The 18,284-nt window shown below is 72.2% G+C and carries 15 protein-coding genes; 6 read left to right on the forward strand and 9 right to left on the reverse strand.

Annotated features, from left to right (window positions below; all coding sequences use genetic code 11):
• Window positions 1–1,357, reverse strand: a 1,357-nt coding sequence (locus IM770_RS15010; RefSeq protein ID WP_239066307.1) for a sensor histidine kinase, incomplete at its 3' end; no start/stop codon positions are given.
• Between the two features lie 166 nt (window positions 1,358–1,523).
• On the opposite strand from IM770_RS15010, the gene phoU reads away from it, so the two are divergent.
• On the forward strand, window positions 1,524–2,204 hold the full coding sequence (gene phoU / locus IM770_RS15015) for a phosphate signaling complex protein PhoU (RefSeq protein WP_203581972.1): 681 nt from the start codon (window positions 1,524–1,526) through the stop codon (window positions 2,202–2,204).
• A gap of 93 nt (window positions 2,205–2,297) precedes the next feature.
• On the opposite strand, the gene IM770_RS15020 is transcribed toward phoU, so the two are convergent.
• Complete coding sequence (locus IM770_RS15020) at window positions 2,298–3,047, reverse strand: phosphoglyceromutase (RefSeq protein WP_203581973.1); 750 nt, start codon at window positions 3,045–3,047, stop codon at window positions 2,298–2,300.
• Between the two features lie 82 nt (window positions 3,048–3,129).
• On the opposite strand from IM770_RS15020, the gene IM770_RS15025 reads away from it, so the two are divergent.
• Window positions 3,130–3,948: a class I SAM-dependent methyltransferase gene (locus IM770_RS15025; RefSeq protein WP_203581974.1), complete on the forward strand. Its 819-nt coding sequence runs from the start codon at window positions 3,130–3,132 to the stop codon at window positions 3,946–3,948.
• A 4-nt stretch (window positions 3,949–3,952) separates the two neighbouring features.
• Here the strand turns inward: IM770_RS15025 and IM770_RS15030 are convergent, their stop codons facing one another.
• From IM770_RS15030 to IM770_RS15045, 4 genes are all read right to left on the reverse strand, one after another.
• On the reverse strand, window positions 3,953–5,068 hold the full coding sequence (locus tag IM770_RS15030; protein WP_307785479.1) for an FUSC family protein: 1,116 nt from the start codon (window positions 5,066–5,068) through the stop codon (window positions 3,953–3,955).
• Window positions 5,069–5,076: 8 nt separating this feature from the next.
• Window positions 5,077–6,183 (reverse strand): CAF17-like 4Fe-4S cluster assembly/insertion protein YgfZ, encoded by a 1,107-nt coding sequence (gene ygfZ / locus IM770_RS15035; protein ID WP_203581975.1) that lies wholly within the window; start codon window positions 6,181–6,183, stop codon window positions 5,077–5,079.
• The gene (locus IM770_RS15040) at window positions 6,183–6,785 is read right to left on the reverse strand and encodes a nitrobindin family protein (protein WP_203581976.1); all 603 of its coding nucleotides are present in this window, start codon (window positions 6,783–6,785) and stop codon (window positions 6,183–6,185) included. Before IM770_RS15040 ends, ygfZ begins: the two co-directional genes overlap by 1 nt.
• Window positions 6,786–6,920: 135 nt before the next feature.
• Window positions 6,921–7,211, reverse strand: coding sequence for a hypothetical protein (locus IM770_RS15045; protein WP_203581977.1), 291 nt, complete (start codon window positions 7,209–7,211; stop codon window positions 6,921–6,923).
• A gap of 139 nt (window positions 7,212–7,350) precedes the next feature.
• Here IM770_RS15045 and IM770_RS15050 point away from each other — a divergent pair, with 139 nt between their 5' ends.
• The 4 genes from IM770_RS15050 (at window position 7,351) to IM770_RS15065 (ending at window position 11,882) form a co-directional block, all read left to right on the forward strand.
• Window positions 7,351–8,049, forward strand: a complete 699-nt coding sequence (locus IM770_RS15050; protein WP_109210162.1) for a response regulator transcription factor — start codon at window positions 7,351–7,353, stop codon at window positions 8,047–8,049.
• A gap of 181 nt (window positions 8,050–8,230) precedes the next feature.
• Window positions 8,231–10,396: an RNA degradosome polyphosphate kinase gene (locus IM770_RS15055; RefSeq protein ID WP_203581978.1), complete on the forward strand. Its 2,166-nt coding sequence runs from the start codon at window positions 8,231–8,233 to the stop codon at window positions 10,394–10,396.
• Window positions 10,393–11,331: an NUDIX hydrolase gene (locus IM770_RS15060; protein WP_203581979.1), complete on the forward strand. Its 939-nt coding sequence runs from the start codon at window positions 10,393–10,395 to the stop codon at window positions 11,329–11,331. Before IM770_RS15055 ends, IM770_RS15060 begins: the two co-directional genes overlap by 4 nt.
• A gap of 179 nt (window positions 11,332–11,510) precedes the next feature.
• Window positions 11,511–11,882, forward strand: coding sequence for a 4'-phosphopantetheinyl transferase family protein (locus tag IM770_RS15065; RefSeq protein WP_239066309.1), 372 nt, complete (start codon window positions 11,511–11,513; stop codon window positions 11,880–11,882).
• A gap of 57 nt (window positions 11,883–11,939) precedes the next feature.
• Here the strand turns inward: IM770_RS15065 and IM770_RS18220 are convergent, their stop codons facing one another.
• The 3 genes from IM770_RS18220 to IM770_RS15080 are packed head-to-tail and all read right to left on the reverse strand — an operon-like array spanning window position 11,940 to window position 18,125.
• Window positions 11,940–13,232, reverse strand: a complete 1,293-nt coding sequence (locus IM770_RS18220) for a M1 family metallopeptidase (RefSeq protein WP_203581981.1) — start codon at window positions 13,230–13,232, stop codon at window positions 11,940–11,942.
• A complete protein-coding gene (locus IM770_RS15075) occupies window positions 13,229–17,191 on the reverse strand; it encodes a Pls/PosA family non-ribosomal peptide synthetase (RefSeq protein WP_372430686.1) in 3,963 nt (1,320 codons plus the stop codon). Before IM770_RS15075 ends, IM770_RS18220 begins: the two co-directional genes overlap by 4 nt.
• 1 nt (window position 17,192) lies before the next feature.
• Window positions 17,193–18,125: a hypothetical protein gene (locus tag IM770_RS15080; protein ID WP_203581982.1), complete on the reverse strand. Its 933-nt coding sequence runs from the start codon at window positions 18,123–18,125 to the stop codon at window positions 17,193–17,195.
• Between the last annotated feature and the right edge of the window lie 159 nt (window positions 18,126–18,284).

Here is an 18,284-nt window from a genome sequence, read left to right on the forward strand (position 1 = left end):
CGGGAGTGGCCGGGGCGGGCGCCGGTGCGACGGAGGCGGACTCCGGCAGCGCCGAGGTCGCCGGTGTCTTCGATGCCGGCTTCGCGCGCGGGGCCTTCGGCTTCGACGAGGCGGCAGCCGCCTTCGGGGCGGCGCCGCGCGCGGCCTCGACACCGGGGGCCGCGGCGCCACCGGCTGCACGCTTCTTCTTGCGTCCGCGCTTGGGGGCGACGTCGATGTCGGGTGCGTCGATCTGCGGGAGCCGGATCGTGAAGGTCGACCCACGGCCCGGACGCGACCACAGCCGCACCTCGCCGCCGTGACGCTGCACCGCGTGCTTGACGATCGACAGACCCAGGCCGCTGCCGCCGGTGCGGCGCGCACGCGCGGGATCGGACCGGTAGAAGCGCTCGAACACGCGGTCCTGCTCGCCCTCCGCGATGCCGATGCCGCGGTCGGTGACGGTGATCTCGATGATGCGGTCGGTCGCCTTCACGCCGATGCCGACGCTCGAGCCGCGCGGCGAGTAGGCGATCGCGTTCGCGATGAGGTTGCCCACGGCCTCGCTGAGCACCTGGGCGTCGCCGTGCACGTACAGGCCGCGCGCGCCGCCGCGTGTGACCTCGACGCCGGCCGAGTCCGCCTGGATCGCATGCGCGTCGAGCGCGGAGGCGACGACCTCGTCGACCGACACGTCCTGCTGCGGCAGCTCGTCCGACGCCTGGAGGCGCGAGAGGTTCATGATGCGGGCGGTCAGGAGAGCGAGGCGCGAGGCCTCCGCCTGCAGGCGCGTGGCGAAGATGCGCACCTGCGGCGGGTCGTCGGCGGCCGACTCGATCGCCTCGGCGAGGAGGCTGACCGCGCCCACCGGCGTCTTGAGCTCGTGGCTGGTGTTGGCGACGAAGTCGCGGCGCATCTCCTCGACGCGCTCCCGCTCGGTGATGTCGCGCAGCACGAGCAGCGTGAGGCGCGGCGAGATGCGGGACGCGCGCACGGCGACCAGCCGCGGCTCAGCCGGGGGCGCTCCGCGGCGCAACCGCATGGTCTCGGTCGCGCTGGTCTCGGTCGCCACCGAGTCGCTCGTGCGCACCCGGCGCGCGAGCGTGCGCAGCTCGTCGGTCGGCAGGGTGCCGCCCTCGATGAGGTCGAAGGCGGCCGCGGCCGCGGAGGCGGCCAGAACGGTGAAGGAGGCGTCGACGACCAGGGCCGCGTCGTCCATCCCGTGCAGGACACCGCGCACGCCGTCGGGGATCTCGACCGACATCGAGGCGTGCGCGCGATCGCGCGCCCGCATCGCCGCGACGACGACGGCGGAGATCGAGCCGCCGATGAAGATCCCCGCGAGGAGGGCGAGCAGCGCGAGCTGCGTCGTGTCCATGCTCCCCAGCGTACGGGCACGCAGACCGGCCCACCGGACCGCGACGGCAGGGCCGGCGCAGGCGCCGGGTAGTGTTCACCAGGGGAGCACCATCCGTTAACCTTCCCTGGCGACAATCGCCGGGGCGCAGGCGAAGCCTCCCCGAAATCAGGAAAGGTGCATCGGAATGCGCGAAGTCTTCCACCAGTCCCTCGAGGACGTACAGGGGCGTCTCGTCGAGATCGCCGAGCTCGTCACCGTGGCCATCGACAAGGCGACGCGCGCGTTCGGCACCAGTGACGTCGCACTGGCGGAAGAGGTCATCGAGTCCGACGCGGTCATCGACGAGAAGGCGATCGAGCTCGATGAGCTGGCGATCGAGATCCTCGCCCGCCAGCAGCCCGTCGCCCGCGACCTGCGCATCGTCGTCAGCGCGCTGCGCATGAGCGCCTCGCTCGAGCGCATGGGCGACATCGCCGAGCACATCGCGCAGCTCACCCGCATGCGCTTCCCCGAGCGCGCCATCCCCAAGGGCCTGAAGTCGACCTTCCTCAAGATGGGCGAGCTCGACGTCGAGGCGGCGCGCCAGCTCGCCGAGCTGCTGCGCACGCAGGACGGCGAGCTCATCGAGCGGATCCGCAACGCCGACGACAAGCTCGACGAGCTGCACGTCTCGGTGTTCGAGAAGGTGCTCAGCGACAGCTGGCAGGGCGAGGCGGCCGCGACCGTCGACGCGACGCTCGCCAGCCGCTACCACGAGCGCTTCGGCGACCACGCGGTGTCGGTGGCCAAGAAGGTGGCCTACCTCTCGACCGGAGACTGGACGACGAGCACCGACACGTTCGACGTCATCGCGCCCACCGTCTGACAGACCGCCGGTCGCGCCTCGCAGCGGGCCCCGGAACGAACGAGAAGACCGGATGCCTCGGGGGGAGGCATCCGGTCTTCTGTCGTCTGTGGATCAGGCCTTGCCCTGATTGGCGACCGCGGCCGCACCGGCGGCAGCGGCCTCGGGGTCGAGATACTCGCCCTCGCCGATCGGCGTGAGATCCTCGTCGAGGCGGTAGACGAGCGGGATGCCGGTGGGGATGTTGAGCTCGGCGATGTCGGCGTCGCTGATGCCGTCGAGGTGCTTCACGAGGCCGCGCAGCGAGTTGCCGTGCGCCGTGACGAGCACCGTCTTGCCCGCCTTCAGGTCGGGCACGATGTCGCTGTGCCAATACGGCAGCATGCGATCGATGACGATCTTCAGCGACTCGGTGTCGGGCACCTCGCCGTCGATGCCGACGTAGCGCGGGTCGCCGACCTGGCTGTACTGGTCGTCGGCGGGGAGCGGAGGCGGCGGCACGTCGAACGAGCGACGCCACAGCATGAACTGCTCGTTGCCGAACTCCTCGAGGGTCTGCGCCTTGTCCTTGCCCTGGAGGGCGCCGTAGTGGCGCTCGTTGAGGCGCCATGAGCGCTTGACCGGGATCCAGAGCCGATCGGCCGCGTCGAGCGCGATGTCGGCGGTCTGGATGGCGCGGCTGAGCACGGAGGTGTGCAGCACATCGGGGAGGATGCCCGACTCGGCGAGCAGCTCGCCGCCGCGCTGGGCCTCGGCCTTGCCCTGCTCGGTGAGTCGGACGTCGACCCAGCCGGTGAACTGGTTGGTCTTGTTCCACTCGCTCTGGCCGTGTCGGAGAAGGATCAGCGTGTAGGGCGCGGTCATGGCCTCCATGCTATCGGCGCGGAGACGGCACGCCCGGCGACGTTTCGGCGGGCGGCTCACGGCCGGCTGGCATCATGGGGGCATGGCGCGCGGACCGGTGGGGCAGATCACGCGCGGCACCACGGGCACGAACCGGCTGCGGCGCGTCGACCGGTGGATCGCACGGCATCCGGCGCTGCGGCGCGCGGCCGATCCGCTCGTGGTCGACCTCGGCTACGGTGCCAGCGGCGTCACCGCGCTCGAACTGCACGCGCGCCTCGCCCGGGCGCGCCCCGACGTCGAGGTGCTCGGCCTCGAGATCGATCCCGAGCGGGTCAGCCGGGCACGCGCACAGCTTGAGCTCGTGCGCGCGGGGGGCGCCTCGTTCGCCCCCGATGCGCGGGTGTCGTTCGCCCGCGGCGGCTTCGAGGTGCCGGTGCCGGGCGGCCGACGCCCCGCCGTCATCCGGGCGTTCAACGTGCTGCGGCAGTACGACGAAGCAGAGGTGCCCGACGCCTGGTCGACGATGGCCGCGCGTCTCTCCCCCGACGGCCTTCTCGTCGAGGGCACGTGCGACGAGATCGGCCGGATCGCCACCTGGGTGGCGGTGGGGACGGATGCCGCACCCCGCACGCTCACCGTGTCGCTGCGGCTCGCCGGGCTGCAGCATCCTTCCATCGCCGCGGAGCGGCTTCCCAAGGCCCTCATCCACCACAACGTCCCCGGCGAGCGCGTGCACGCGTTCCTCGGTGCGCTCGACTCCGAGTGGGAGCGCGCCGCGAGCGTGTCGCCGTTCGGCCCCGTGCACCGGTGGCGGACGGCGCTGTCGGCGCTCGTCGACGCAGGCTGGCCGGTGCGGGAGCGCTCGCGGTGGCGGCTGGGCGAGGTCACCGTGCCGTGGGAGGCCGTCGCACCGGGGTGATCCCCTAGACGCGAGGCAGCACCGCGCGCGCCTCCGCCGACGGCATGCCCGTCGCGGTGAGCAGGTCGACCGCCAGCGGCCGAAGCGCGGTGATCAGGTTCTGGTCCCCCTGCGAGCCGTCGGGAAGGATCTGCGCCGGGTCGAGACGCACGGCCACCGCGCGGACGGCCTCGCGGGCGGCCGGCTGCAGCGCGATGTCGTCGAGGCTGTCACCGACGAGCGCTGCCGCCCGCATGAGCTCGGCCAGCAGCTCGGCAGGAACCGGGCGGCGCTGCCCGTCGTCGCAGAGGTACACCGCCCGCCGAGCGACCACCCGCAGGTTGCGCGTGGCGAAGTCCATGGACTGCAGCACGGCGTGATGCCGTCGCAGCTCGGCGCGCTGCGGGCGCAGCCACGGCGAAAAGCTCGCGACCGCCAGCCCGGAGTCCAGCGAGTCGCGCCACTCATCGATGCGCGGCGCGATCGCGCGCGCCTTCTCGAGGCCGCGCGTCGCCCGCATGGGGTCGCCCCGACGCAGCGCCTGCACGATCGTGCGGGCCGCGGCATCCGCCGCCGCGAACACCGCGTGGCCGTCGCGTGCCTCCTCGCGACGCGGATTGCGCGGGATGAGCGCCGTCACCACCAGTGCGGCGACACCCCCGATGATGCCGTCGATCAGGCGGGCGAACGGCTGCGTCGCGGGCAGCGACATCACGATCGACGCCTGGATGCCCGCCATGATCGCGAACGGCGGGTACGGCGAGAGGAACCGGGCGACCAGCAGCGTCACGCCCAGCGCGAGCGCCAGCTGCCACCATCCCGGACCGACGACCACGACGAAGCCCTCGGCCACGAGGATGCCCACCAGCATGCCCACCACCGTCTCGAGCACGCGGCGCGGACGCGCATCGCGCACGAGCCCCAGGCTCGAGATCGTCACCGTCGCCGCCAGGAGAGGCGCCGCGTGCCCGACGACGTAGTGGGCGAACGCCCACGCCGCGGTGGCAGCGACGGTGATCTGCAGGATCGCGATCGCGGATCCGCGCACTCGCGCCAGCTGCGGCCGCAGATCGAGGCGCGCTCGCCAGCCCGTCGGGACGACCTGCGTGATCGCGGCGGTGTCGCCGTCGCCGCCGCTCACCGCCGTTCCTATTGCGCCGCCGCGCGACGCGAGAGCCGGGTGATGCGGGGGACGTTCGCCGTCGCCCCGGCGTCGGGCGGTACGACGACCTCCTGCGCCGCCGCGACCGGGCCGTCGGCGGTGTCGACCGTGAGGAAGGCGTCGACCGGCGTGGTGCGGCGCACCACGGCGAGCGCGATCGGCCCCTCTTCGTGATGGAGGGCGGCTGACGTCACGATGCCGACCTCGGCGTCACCGAGGCGCACGACGGCGCCGTGCTCGGGCAGCACGCTCCCCGAGCCGTCGAGCTGCAGCGCCACCATGCGCCGCGGCGGGTGGCCGAGATTGTGGACCTTGGCGATGGTCTCCTGACCGCGGTAGCAGCCCTTGTCGAGGTGCACGGCGGTGCGCAGCCAGTCCAGCTCGTGCGGCAGCACCCGCTCGTCGACCTCGGCGGACCAGCGCGGACGCCACGCGGCCACGCGCAGCGCCTCGACCGCGGCCAGACCCGCGAGTTCGAGGTCGCCACGGGTCGCGGCATCCGCGATCCGCCGCTCCTCGTCGCGCGAGACGATGGCCTCCGCCCAGTCCCAGTCGGACGCGGGGTGCGGCTCGACGACCGCGTACGCGTGCCCACCCGGCGTCACGTGCGGCCACGGGTCGCGCCAGACGAGCGGGACGCCGGACGGCGTCGCCGAGGTCACCCGCTCGAGGGCCGCGGCCGTGCCGCCGACGACGGCGTACTCGTCGTCGGCGAGGCGCGGGTCCACGCGCAGGCGGAAGCGCATCTTGCGCAGCCAGTCGTACAGGCCGGCGGCGTCGGCGCGGTCCGCGATGAGCCAGGTCGTCTCGCCGTCGTCGATGACGGATGCCGCGTGCTCGACGTGTCCCTGCGGGTCGAGGATCAGCAGCTCGGTGCCGACGCCCGGCGCGAGCCGGGACAGGGCCTGCGACGACAGCGAGTCGAGCCAGGTCAGACGGTCCTCGCCGGGCACGGCGATGACGGCCCGGTCGGCTCGCGGCGCGATCGCCGCTCCGGAAGCCAGGCGGCGCTGCTCCACCAGCGGGTTGCCGACGTGCCGCAGGCCTGCTTCGTCGATGACCGCGCCGGGTACGGCGGCGAACGCGTCGCTCATCACTCGACCCGAGCCAGACGTGCGGAGGCGTGGGCGGACAGTTCGTAACCGAGCGCCGCGATGTCCCATGCCCAGAGCAGGTGGTTGTCGACGAGTCCGTACATGCGGGTCGCCGCGGCGTAGGTCTTCGCGCCCGCGGGCCGCACGACGGCGTCGGTCGCGATGTCGATGCGGGGACCCTTGATCTGCCCGAGGTAGAGCTCGCTCACGCCGTCGGCGTGCACCAGCACGGCCTCGAGGTCGAAGCCTCCGTCGGCGTTGCGGAGCAGCTCGATGTCGTCCGCGGTGCGGACGACCGGCGGTGCGACGGGCGGGAGCAGTCCCGGCCCGGCGTCGCCGTCGGTGGCAGGGATCGCCAGCCGCCAGTAGCCGAGCTCCGCGACCAGGCGCGTGCGCGTGTCGGGATCCTCGGCGTCGTGCAGCCAGGCGTCGGCGGAGTAGTTGAGGTAGTCGCCGCCGTCATGGCTGAAGCTGACGCGATGCGTGAACTCGCCGGAGTAGGAGTGGTCGCCGTAGTCGATGACCCCGGTCCCCTCCCAGACGCCGATGAGCCACGAAAGCGGGACGAGCTCCGAGGGGAGGTCGGTCGGGATGTCGAGCACGACGGGTCCGGTCAGCGCTGGCCGCGGTACAGGTTCCAGACGACGGCCCCCGAGACGAAGACGATCGCGAGCGACGCCAGACCGAGCAGGCCCACGAAGAAGAGTTCGAGCGCGACGAGATCCATGCCAGCGAGTCTAGCCGGGAACGAGCGAGGCGAGTCCGAAACCCAGACTGATGACGCCCATCACGAGCGCCGCTCCGAGCACGCTGCCCGCGACCCGCTCGGTGAACCCCTGCGAGCGGCCCGACCAGAGCTGCACCGCGAACGCCGCGATGAGGCATCCGCCCAATCCGACGCCCAGCCACGCCGCACGCCAGTCGGGGGTCGCGAAGATGCCGACCACCACCGCGATCAGCGCCGCGAGCACCCAGACGGCGACGATGCCGCCGAAAGAGCGGCGAGGGGCGAGTTCTGGCACGGCCACGCGTCCATCATCCCCCATCGGGTCTCGCGCCGCACCCGCTCGCAAGGGTGCGGCGCGAGCGTCACGCGAACCGGCCCCCTCTCCCCCACGCCCTACACTGGGGTTCGCGGCGCCCCCCACGCGCCGGGAAGGCGATCCATTGGCACAGCTCCTGGTTCTCAGTTCCACCCACGGAGGCGGTCCCGTCCTGCCCTCGCTCGAACTGCTGAGCCACCGCGTGCGCCAGATCCCGGCCGAGCCCGCGCAGCTGGTCAACGCACCGAGCGCCGACATCATCTTCGTCGACGCCCGCGTCGACCTGGTCGGCGCGAAGTCGCTGTGCAAGATCCTCAACACGACCGGGCTCGACGCACCGCTGCTCCTCATCGTGACCGAGGGAGGCCTCACCGCCGTCTCGCCCGACTGGGGCATCGACGACGTCATCCTCTTCACCGCAGGCCCCGCCGAGGTCGACGCGCGCATCCGGCTCGCCGTCGGACGCCAGTCCGCCGAGCAGGTCTCCACGCGCATCCAGACGTCGGGCATCACCATCGACGAGTCCTCGTACTCCGCCAAGGTGCACGGCCGGCCGCTCGACCTCACCTACAAGGAGTTCCAGCTCCTCCACTTCTTCGCCACCCACCCGTCGCGGGTGTTCACCCGCGAGCAGCTGCTGAGCGAGGTGTGGGGCTACGACTACTTCGGCGGCACCCGCACCGTCGACGTGCACGTGCGACGCCTCCGCGCGAAGCTCGGCGACATGGAGCAGCTCATCGGAACAGTGCGCAACGTCGGCTATCGCTTCAACGTGTACGAGGACGAGCCCGAGCCCGCCCCGCGCGAGCGCACTGACGCGTAGGGCGAAGCCCGGAGCGTCCGGACAGCACTGACGCGTAGGGCGAAGCCCGGAGCGTCCGGACAGCACTGACGCGTAGGGCGAAGCCCGGAGCGTCCAGACAGCACTGACGCATAGCGAGCGCCGTGTCAACGGCGTCCGCTACGTTCACACTCTCGTCACGCGACCCTGCAATGATGAGGGGATGATCGAACCCGAGGTGCTCGACGCCGGCCTGGGCGATGCGGACGACGACGACTTCGACCTGTCCGAGGTCTTCGACTCGCAGCTCCCCGACCACCGCTACCTGGACCGCGAGCTCAGCTGGCTCGCCTTCAACCAGCGCGTGCTCGAGCTGGCCGAGGATCAGAACCTCCCGACGCTCGAGCGCGCCAACTTCCTGGCGATCTTCGCGAGCAACCTCGACGAGTTCTTCATGGTCCGCGTGGCGGGGCTCAAGCGCCGCATCGTGACCGGCCTGGCCCTGCCGACCAACGTCGGCCGTTCCGCGGCCGAGGTGCTGGCCGACATCTCGGCCGAGGCGCACCGACTGCAGCTGCGTCACGCCGACGCGTGGACTTCGCTCGTCATGCCCGCGATGGCGGATGCCGGCATCGAGGTGGTCTCGTACGACGCGCTCGACGACGACGAGCGTTCCCAGCTCTACGACTACTTCCAAGCCCAGGTGTTCCCGGTGCTGATGCCGCTCGCCGTCGACCCCGCGCACCCCTTCCCGTACATCTCGGGCCTCTCGCTCAACCTCGCGATCCGCATCCGCAGCGCCCGCACCGGCCGGCAGGAGTTCGCGCGCCTCAAGGTGCCGCCGATGCTGCCTCGCTTCGTCGAGCTGCCGCCGACCGACGGCCGGGTGCGCTACCTGCCGCTCGAGGACCTCATCTCGAACCACCTGGACGACCTCTTCCCCGGGATGGAGGTGCTCGACCACCACGCCTTCCGGCTCACGCGCAACGAGGACGTCGTGATCGAGGAGGACGAGACCGAGAACCTCATCCAGGCGCTCGAGGCCGAGCTGCTGCGTCGCCGCTTCGGTCCGCCGATCCGCCTCGAGATCACCGACGACATGGACGACGTGACGCTCGACCTCCTCATCCGGGAGCTCGACATCACGGAGCAGGAGGTCTACCGCCTCCCCGGCCCGCTCGATCTGCGCGGGCTGTTCGACCTGTCGCGCATCGACCGCCCCGACCTGCATTACAAGCCGCACCTGCCCACCACCGCGCTGGCGTTCCAGCCCGGCGACAACAACGAGCGGCCCGACATCTTCGCGTCGATCCGCAAGGGCGACGTCCTCGTGCACCACCCGTACGAGTCGTTCGCGACGAGCGTGCAGGCGTTCCTCGAGCAGGCGGCGAAGGATCCGCACGTGCTCGCGATCAAGCAGACCCTGTACCGCACGTCGGGCGACAGCCCGATCGTCGAGGCCCTCATCGACGCGGCCGAGGCAGGCAAGCAGGTGCTCGCGCTGGTCGAGATCAAGGCCCGCTTCGACGAGGCCAACAACATCGTGTGGGCTCGCAAGCTCGAGAAGGCCGGCGTCCACGTGGTCTACGGCCTGGTCGGCCTGAAGACCCACTGCAAGCTGGCGCTCGTCATCCGCGAAGAAGGCGGCGTGCTCCGCAGCTACAGCCACGTCGGCACGGGCAACTACAACCCGAAGACCAGCCGCATCTACGAGGACTTCGGACTGTTCACCGCCGACGACCAGGTGGGGCGCGACCTCACCCGCCTCTTCAACGAGCTCAGCGGCTACGCGATCGAGAAGAAGTTCAAGCGCCTGCTCGTCGCGCCCCTGCATCTGCGCAAGGGCCTCCTGCGCCTCATCGACAAGGAGCGGCGCAACGCGCTCGCCGGCAAGCCCGCGAGCGTGCGCATCAAGGTCAATTCGATGGTCGACGAGCAGATCATCGACGCGCTGTACCGTGCCAGCCAGGCCGGCGTGAAGGTGGAGATCTGCGTGCGCGGCATCTGCGCGCTGAAGCCCGGCGTCGAGGGCATGAGCGAGAACATCACGGTCCGTTCGATCCTCGGCCGCTACCTCGAGCACTCGCGCATCTTCGCGTTCCACAACGACGGCGACCCGGTCGTCTACATCGGCAGCGCCGACATGATGCACCGCAACCTCGACCGTCGCGTCGAAGCGCTGGTCCGCGTGTCGTCGCCCGCGCACATCAAGGAGCTGAACGACCTGTTCACGCTGTCGATGAGCGACACCACGAGTTCGTGGCACCTCGGTCCCGAGGGCGAGTGGGTGCGCCACAACCTCGGCGACGACGGCAAGATGCTCGTTGACCTGCAGGACCGGAGCATGACCAACGTGCAGCGCCGCCGGCGGGCACGCGCGGTGCGATGACCGAGACCGCGGTCTACGCGGCCGGCGGCGTCGTGTGGCGCATCGTGGAGGGCAAGCTCCGCGTGCTCCTCATCCACCGCACGAAGTACCGCGACATCACGCTCCCCAAGGGCAAGGTCGATCCCGGCGAGATGCTCGCCGAGACCGCGGTGCGCGAGATCCACGAAGAGACCGGCATCCGTGTCGCCCTCGGCGTCCCGGTCGGGGTATCGCGCTACCGGCTGCCCAGCAAGCGCACCAAGATCGTGCACTACTGGGCGGCGGAGGCCACGCAGGCAGCCATTCGGTCGTCCGCGTTCGTGCCGAACAAGGAGATCGCGGCGCTCGAATGGGTGTCGCCGAAGAAGGCGCTCAAGCGGCTGAGCTACCCCGTTGACACCGAGATCATGGAGACCTTCCTGCGACTGGTCGACGAGAGCGTGCTGCGGACGTTCCCGGTCGTGGTGCTGCGGCACGGCAAAGCCGTGCCGCGCGAGGAATGGAAGGGGAAGGATGCCGCCCGCCCGCTCGCTCCGCGCGGTCGCAAGCAGGCGGACTCGATCGTCGGGCCGCTCCTCGCCTTCGGCGTCCGCACCGTCGTGTCGAGCCCCGCGGTGCGCTGCGTGAAGACGGTCGCACCACTCGCGGCCGCTCTGGGCCGGCAGGTCGAGACGACCAAGCTCATCAGCCAGGACGCGTGGGAGGACGGCAAGTCCGATGCGCGCACCGTCATCGGCGATCGCGTGCGGGCACGGGTGCCGGCGGTGCTGTGCAGCCACGGTCCGGTGCTGCCCGACATCCTGAACGAGCTCGCCCTGGCGACGGGCACCCTGCGCGGCTCGTACCTGGGGAGCGCCTCGGCCCTCGAGACCGGTGCGTTCTCGGTCGTGCACCTGTCGGTGGAGAACCCCGGCTCGGGCATCGTGACGATCGAGACCCACGCGCCGAAGGTCTGATGGCGCCGGCACGGCCTCTCGTCGAGATCGCGTGGGACGCGGTGCCGGAAGGGGCTCCGCGCCGGGCTCACGCCTGGCGGGTGCTCGCGGGCCTGTTGCCGGCCGAGGCGCGTCTCGACAATCCGTGCCCTCGCTGCGGAGGACCGCACGGCCCGGTCGCGGTGCGCGGTGCGCCGTACGTGGCGAGCGTCACGTACGCGGGCGGCTATGCGATCGCGGCGGTGGCGTCGACGGAAGACGCCGTGGCCCTCGGCATCGACGCCGAACCGCTGGACGACGCCCGCCGCGACGCCGCGGGGATGCGGGGCGTGCTCGGCGACGGCATCGCCTCGGTGCGGGACTGGGTCCGGGTCGAGGCCGTGCTGAAGGCCGACGGCAGAGGCTTGCGGGTGGACCCCGCCACCGTGGTCGTCGACGCGACGGATGACGGGTGGACGGCCGAGGTTCCCGGCGGCGAGGTGTACGACGGGTGGGATGCGCCCGGCCCGCCGGGGGTGCTGCTCAGCATCGCCGTTCGAATCGCGCACTTTGCGCCTTCGACCCGGTCATGAGTGCAAAGTGCGCGATTCGAACCCGTGAGAGGGCGCGCAGAACGTCCGACGGCGAGATCAGCGAGCCAGCGCGGGAGGCAGCGGCGGGAGGGGCGCGGCGTCGAGCCAGGGACCGAGGACCGCGGCGGCAGCCGGGCCGGCGACCGTCTCCACGCAGTCGCGGAACGCGGCCGTGGTGACGAGTCCATGCCGATGCGTGCGCGTCCAGGTGCGCACGACGTCCCAGAACACGTCTCGACCGACCGTGCGGCGCAGCGCCTCGAGGGTGAGGGCCCCGCGCTTGTAGACGCGATCGTCGAACATGCGCCGGGGGCCCGGGTCGGCGATCACGAGGTCCTGCGGCAGCGCCGCCAGACGGGAGTGATGCGCGTCGGCGAGAGCCGCGATGTCGGGCCCGCCGGACGCCTCCGACCACACCCACTCCGCGAAGCAGGCGAAGCCCTCGTTGAGCCAGATGTCGCGCCATCTCTTGAGGCCGACGCTGTTGCCGAACCACTGGTGGGCGAGTTCGTGCGGGACGAGCCGCGCGGCCTCGGGAACGAGGTGGTTGGCTCCGAACACGACGAGCCCCTGCGCCTCGAGGGGGATCTCGAGCGGGTCGGGGGTGACCACGACGGTGCAGTGCTCCTGCGGGTACGGCCCGAAGGCCGCGGAGAAGCAGTCGAGGATGCGGGGCACCTCGGCGAACCACGCCCGGGCGGCGGGGAGCAGCGCGGCCGGCGCGAACAGCCGCACCCCGCCGAGGGTCGTCGCCCGGTACGGCCCCACGTGCACCGCGGCCAGGTACGTGGCCGTCGGCACCTCCGACACGAACTCCCACCGTGCGAGGCCGCCCGAGCGGACGGGTGACCGCGGCACGCCGGTCGCCGCCACGGCGTACTCGTTGTCCGTCGTCACGGCGATGCGGTAGCGCGCGCGGTCGTCGGGTCGATCGTTGCAGGGGAACCAGGTGGGTGCGCCGATCGGCTGCGATGCCACCAGGGCGCCGTCTTCCAGCTCCTCCCAGCCGATCGTCCCCCACGTCGACCGTCGGGGTCGCGGCGTGCCGGCGTAGCGGACCTCGATCGAGAACTCCTCGCCGGCCTCGAGAGGCCGCGGCAGGGTGACGCGCAGGGAGGCGGCATCCTGCTGGAATCTCGTGCGCGCGTCGCCGTCGACACGGACGCGCGCGACGCGGAGCCCGATCAGGTCGAGTCGCACGCTGCGCAGACGTTCGGCCGCCACGGCGTTGACGACGGCGCGGCCCTCGAGGCGATTCGTGCGCACGCGGTAGCGCAGGTCGAGGTCGTACGACACGACGTCATAGGACGCGTCGCCGCTGCGCGGCGTATACGGGTCGGGGCCGATCACGACGTCGACTGGTAGGCACGGACCTTGACCGCGTGCCACGGGCCGATCGGGTTGCCGCTCCACCGCGAGCCGACGGGCACGCTCTCGCCGCGCATCACCAGCGACGCCGGGCCGACGGTCGCGTGCGCGCCGATCGACGCGGCCGGGAGGATCACGCTGTGCGGTCCGAGCGTCGCACCGGGTTCGAGTTCGACGGTGTCCATGCTCATGATTCGATCATGGAACAGGTGCGTCTGCACGACGCACCCGCGGTTCACGGTCGACGCGTCGCCGAGCGTGACCAGATCGGGCTCGGGCAGCCAGTAGCTGTCGCACCACACGCCGCGTCCGACGCGCGCGCCGAGGCTGCGCAGCCACATCGCGAGGGCGGGCGTGCCGGCGGCCGCACGTGCGAACCACGGCGCCGCTAGCATCTCGGTGAACGTGTCGGACACCTCGGTTCGCCACACGAAGCTCGACCACAGCGGCTGCTCACCGGCACGGATCGATCCGACGATGAGCCACTTCGCGGCCGTCGAGATGCCGGCCGCGAGGGCGCCGGCGGCGAGCAGCACGAAGCCCGACAGGAGGAGCGCGATCCCGGGCCCGACGGTCTCGACGAGCGCCGCGAGCGCGAACAGCACCAGCAGTCCGACCGCGCACGTCAGGATCACCGGGATGAACCGGCACAGCTCCCACAGCGCGCGTGCGACGCGGAGCGACGTCGGCGGGTCGTAGGTGCGGCTGCCGTCGCCCTCGTTGGGCTGGCGGCGCAGCCGGGTCGCGGGCGAGCCGAGCCACGACGAGCCGGCCTTCGCCTTCACCGGCGCCGCCGACAGCACCGCCACCAGGCCGTCGCGCGGGACCGTGTGCCCGGGCGAAGCCATGCCCGAATTGCCCAGGAAGGCGCGCTTGCCGATCCGCACCTCACCGAGCCGCAGCCAGCCGCCGCGCATCTCGTACGAGGCGACCATGGTGTCGTCGGCGAGGAACGCCCCGTCCTCGATGCGGGTCATGGCGGGGATCAGGAGGACGGTGGATGCCTCGACATCGCGTCCGACGCGAGCGCCGAGGATGCGCAGCCACACCGGGGTGAAGAGGCTCGAGTACAGCGGGAACAGGATCGTGCGAGCTGAGTCGAGGAGCCGCTCGGTGGTCCACGCCTGCCACCCGACCCGACTGCGGACGGGATGCGTGCCCTCCGCCAGTCCGAGCGACAGGAGGCGCACGGCCACGACGACCGTTCCCGCGTAGACGATCCCGGTCACGAGCACGGCCGGCACGAGCCACACGAGGGCGGCGCCCAGGGCGCTGCCCAGGTCGGGAGCGCCGCGCATGCCCAGTGCGAGCACCGCGCCGCCGGCCGCGAAACTGACGACGGGCAGCAGGCCGAGCCCGACGGCGGACGCGGCGTACGCCCACGGCCAGCGCCGCGACGCGGGCGGGCGCTCGGTCGGCCAGCCCTCCGCGGTGCCGCCGACGCGGACCGCGGGCGAACCCGCCCACGACTGATCGGCGCGCACGCGGCCGAAAACCGCCGAGCCGGGCGCGATCTCGGAACGCTGGCCGATGCGCGTGCCCGGCGCCAGCGTGCTGCGGGTGCCCACGGTGGCGTCGGCGCCGATGCGCACCTCGCCGATGCGCACGAGGTCGCCATCGATCCAGTAGCCGCTGAGATCGACCTCGGGCTCGATCGAGGCGCGGTCGCCCACCCTGAGCATGCCCGTGATCGGCGGCAGCGTGTGCATGTCGACATCCACGCCGACGCGGGCGCCCAGGGCGCGCGCGTAGTTGGTCACCCATGGCGCCCCTGCGAGACCGACGGCGTCGACCTGATCGGAGATCTGCTCGGCGAGCCAGAGCCGCAGGTGCACCGAGCCGCCGCGGGGGTAGTCCCCCGGGCTCAGTCCCGCGAGCAGAAGACGAGCGGATGCCGCGGCGATCGCCATGCGGCCGAACGGCGTCGCGAACAGCAGCAGGCCCACGATCAGCAGCCACCAGGGCGCGGTGGGCAGCGCCTCGAATCCGGGGAGCAGCTGGAGGATCGCTCCTGCGGTGAGGAGGTAGAGCAGCCACCTCACGCCCGACAGCATGAACAGCGGCGCACCCAGCAGCGACTGCGCCCATTGCGTCGAGCGGGGCGTGGGCTCCGGCATCCGGAATCCCCCCGGCTCCTCGCGCGAGAGGAACGGCTGCAGGGCCTTCGCCATGGCCCCCAGGCGCGGCACGTCGTAGATGTCGGCCACCGAGAAGTCGGGCACGCGTGCGCGGATGCGCGAGACGAGCTGCGCGGCGGCGAGCGAGCCGCCGCCGAGGTCGAAGAAGTCCGCCTTGCGGTCGGGCACCGGAAGGCCGAGCACCGCCTGCCACTGATCGGCGAGCCACGCCTCGTCGGGGCTCAGGTCGGTGCGCGGCACGTCGATGTCGGGCAGCGGCCACGGCAGGGCGGCGCGGTCCACCTTGCCGGAGGTGCGGACGGGAAGGTCGGGCACCACGGCCAGGAGCGGCATCACCCCGGCCGGGAGGCGCTCGGCCAGGTGCCCGCGAGCGGCCGCACGATCGAGGTCGCCGTCCACCACGAGGTAGCCGACGAGAACCGGAACCCCGGCGTCGCTCGCGCGCACCGCGGCGCTGGCGGCGGTGACGCCCGGCAGCTCCTGCAGTGCGTTCTCGACCTCGCCGAGCTCGATCCGGCGACCGCCGACCTTGACCTGGTCGTCGGCGCGGCCCTGGAAGACGAGCCCCTCGGGGTCGTAGCGGACGAGATCGCCCGAGCGGTAGGCCCGGTCCCACCCGAGGGTCGGCATGGGCGCGTACTTCTCAGCGTCCTTGACCGGGTCGAGGTAGCGCGCGAGCCCGACGCCGCCGATGATCAGCTCGCCGATCTCGCCCTGAGCGACCTGGGCGTCGTCGGCGCCGACGACGGCGAGCGCCCAGCCGTCGAGCGGCAGACCGATGCGCACCGGGCCCTCACCGCCCAGGAGCGCGGCGCAGGCCACGACCGTCGCCTCGGTCGGACCGTACGTGTTCCACACCTCTCGCCCCTCGGCGACGAGCCGGGCGACGAGCTCGGGCGGGCATGCCTCGCCGCCGAAGATGAGCAGCCGCACGTTCTCGATGGCGTCGGCCGGCCACATCGCGGCGAGCGTGGGCACCGTCGAGACGACGGTGATCCCCTGGCGGATGAGCCACGGCGCGAGGTCTTCGCCCGACCGTACTAGCGATCGCGGAGCCGGAACCAAGCACGCGCCGTGCCGCCACGCGAGCCACATCTCCTCGCACGAGGCGTCGAACGCCACCGACAGCCCCGCGAGCACACGGTCGCCGGGACCGATCGGCGCCTGCTGCAGGAACAGCCGCGCCTCGGCGTCGACGAACGCCGCAGCCGACCGCTGACTCACGGCGACGCCCTTGGGGACGCCGGTGGAGCCGGAGGTGAAGATGACCCAGGCGTCGTCATCGGCCGTCGGGGGCGGCACGGCCGCGAGCGCGTGGGTGCTCGGGTGGGGCGCGTCGCCGTCGAATAGGGATGCCGCGCCCGCGGCGCCGCGGTCGTCGCCGACGTCCGTCGGGGAGGGTGTGTAGACGCCGCCGTCGGAGATGACGCCGTGCACCTGCGCCTCGCCGAACACCAGACGTGCGCGCTCCTCGGAATCGTCGGCGTCCACCGGGACGTAGGCGGCTCCGGCCGCGATCACGCCGAGGATGGAGATGTACAGCTCCTTCGAGCCCGACGGCATGCGCACGCCGACGCGGTCGCCGCGCCGGACGCCCGCGTCGTGCAGGCGCGCGGCCGTGCGCCGCACCTGCGCCATGAGCTCGCGATAGCTCAGCGCCCCCGAGCCGTCGTCGAGAGCGGATGCCTCGGGCGTGCGCTGCGCGGTCGCGCGCAGGATGTCGAGCAGCGTGCGCGGCGCCGGTGCCGCGGCGGTGCGATCCAACGTGGCCGGCGGTGCCGGCAGCGAATCGACCCCGGCCACGTCAGGACAGCAGCGCGATCAGATCGGCCTTGGCGAGACGTGAGTAGCCCGCGTGCCCCGCGGCGCGGGCCCGCTGGCGCAGCTGCGCCACCGTGAGCGTCTGCAGCTGCGCGGGCTCCGCCGGTGCGGCGACGGCGGACGTCGGACGACGGCGCGACGCGGAGCCGCCGCTCGACGCAGGCGCCTTCGCGGGCGCGGCAGCGTTCGCCGGGGCCGCGGCCTTCGCTGACGCTGCGGTCTTGGTGGACGCCGGGCTCTTCGCAGGGGCCGCGGTCTTCGCGGGCGTGGCGGTCTTCGCAGGGGCGGCGGTCTTCGCGCGAGTCTGCGCGGAAGCCGGAGCCTTGGCGGGGGCGGCAGCCTTCGCGGACGCCGGAGCCTTCGCCGGGGCAGCAGCCCTCGCGGACGCAGGAGCCTCGGCCCGGTCGGACGTCTCGGGCTCCCGCGCAGCCTGGGGTGCGGCATCCGTCGTCGAGTCTTCGTCGGCGAACTGCTGAGCGAGCGCACGGTCGGCCGCGAGCGCTTCCTGCTCCGCCTTCGCGGCCGCACGGTCGGCCTTCGCAGCCGCCTTCTTGAGGGCCTTCGCCTCGGCCGCCTGCGCCTTCGCGGCCTCCGCCGCCTTGGCCGCCTCCGCCGCCGCACGCTCGGCCTCGGCCCGCAGCCGCGCCTTCTTCTCCGCCTTCGCGATCGCCGTCCGAGTCGCCTTGCGCACGCGCTCCTCCGCGCGATGCGCGAGCTTGACGATCTTGCCGGGGTTCTTGCGAAGGGCCTTCTTCGACACGTCGACGTCGTCGAACGTCTCGGCGGCGACCTCGCGCAGCTTCTTCGCGTTCTTGCCCGGAAGGGTCTTCGCGACCTTCCGAGCCTGCTTGGCCGCGGCGGCCGCGTCGTCGATCGCGTCGAGCGCCTTGCGCTGCGTCTTCGTCGTCTTGCTCATGCGAGGCACCTTAGCGCGCGTGAGTGAACAGGCGGGGCAGGATGACGCGTGATTCCGCGGTAGCGCGGGCGCCGACGTCAATGCCTGCGCATGGATGTCGGCATCCCGTTCACCTTCCGTTCACCCGCAGAGCGCAGTCTCTTAAGAGTCCGAGCCTAC

This window comes from Microbacterium hibisci (assembly GCF_015278255.1).
Taxonomy (GTDB): domain Bacteria; phylum Actinomycetota; class Actinomycetes; order Actinomycetales; family Microbacteriaceae; genus Microbacterium; species Microbacterium hibisci.

Bases quoted from the DNA above. Each gene is read 5' to 3' on its own strand.
- phoU (WP_203581972.1), top strand. From the start codon at position 1,524: ATGCGCGAAGTCTTCCACCAGTCCCTCGAGGACGTACAGGGGCGTCTC.
- IM770_RS15020 (WP_203581973.1), bottom strand. From the start codon at position 3,047: ATGACCGCGCCCTACACGCTGATCCTTCTCCGACACGGCCAGAGCGAG.
- IM770_RS15025 (WP_203581974.1), top strand. From the start codon at position 3,130: ATGGCGCGCGGACCGGTGGGGCAGATCACGCGCGGCACCACGGGCACG.
- ygfZ (WP_203581975.1), bottom strand. From the start codon at position 6,183: ATGAGCGACGCGTTCGCCGCCGTACCCGGCGCGGTCATCGACGAAGCA.
- IM770_RS15055 (WP_203581978.1), top strand. From the start codon at position 8,231: ATGATCGAACCCGAGGTGCTCGACGCCGGCCTGGGCGATGCGGACGAC.
- IM770_RS15060 (WP_203581979.1), top strand. From the start codon at position 10,393: ATGACCGAGACCGCGGTCTACGCGGCCGGCGGCGTCGTGTGGCGCATC.
- IM770_RS15080 (WP_203581982.1), bottom strand. From the start codon at position 18,125: ATGAGCAAGACGACGAAGACGCAGCGCAAGGCGCTCGACGCGATCGAC.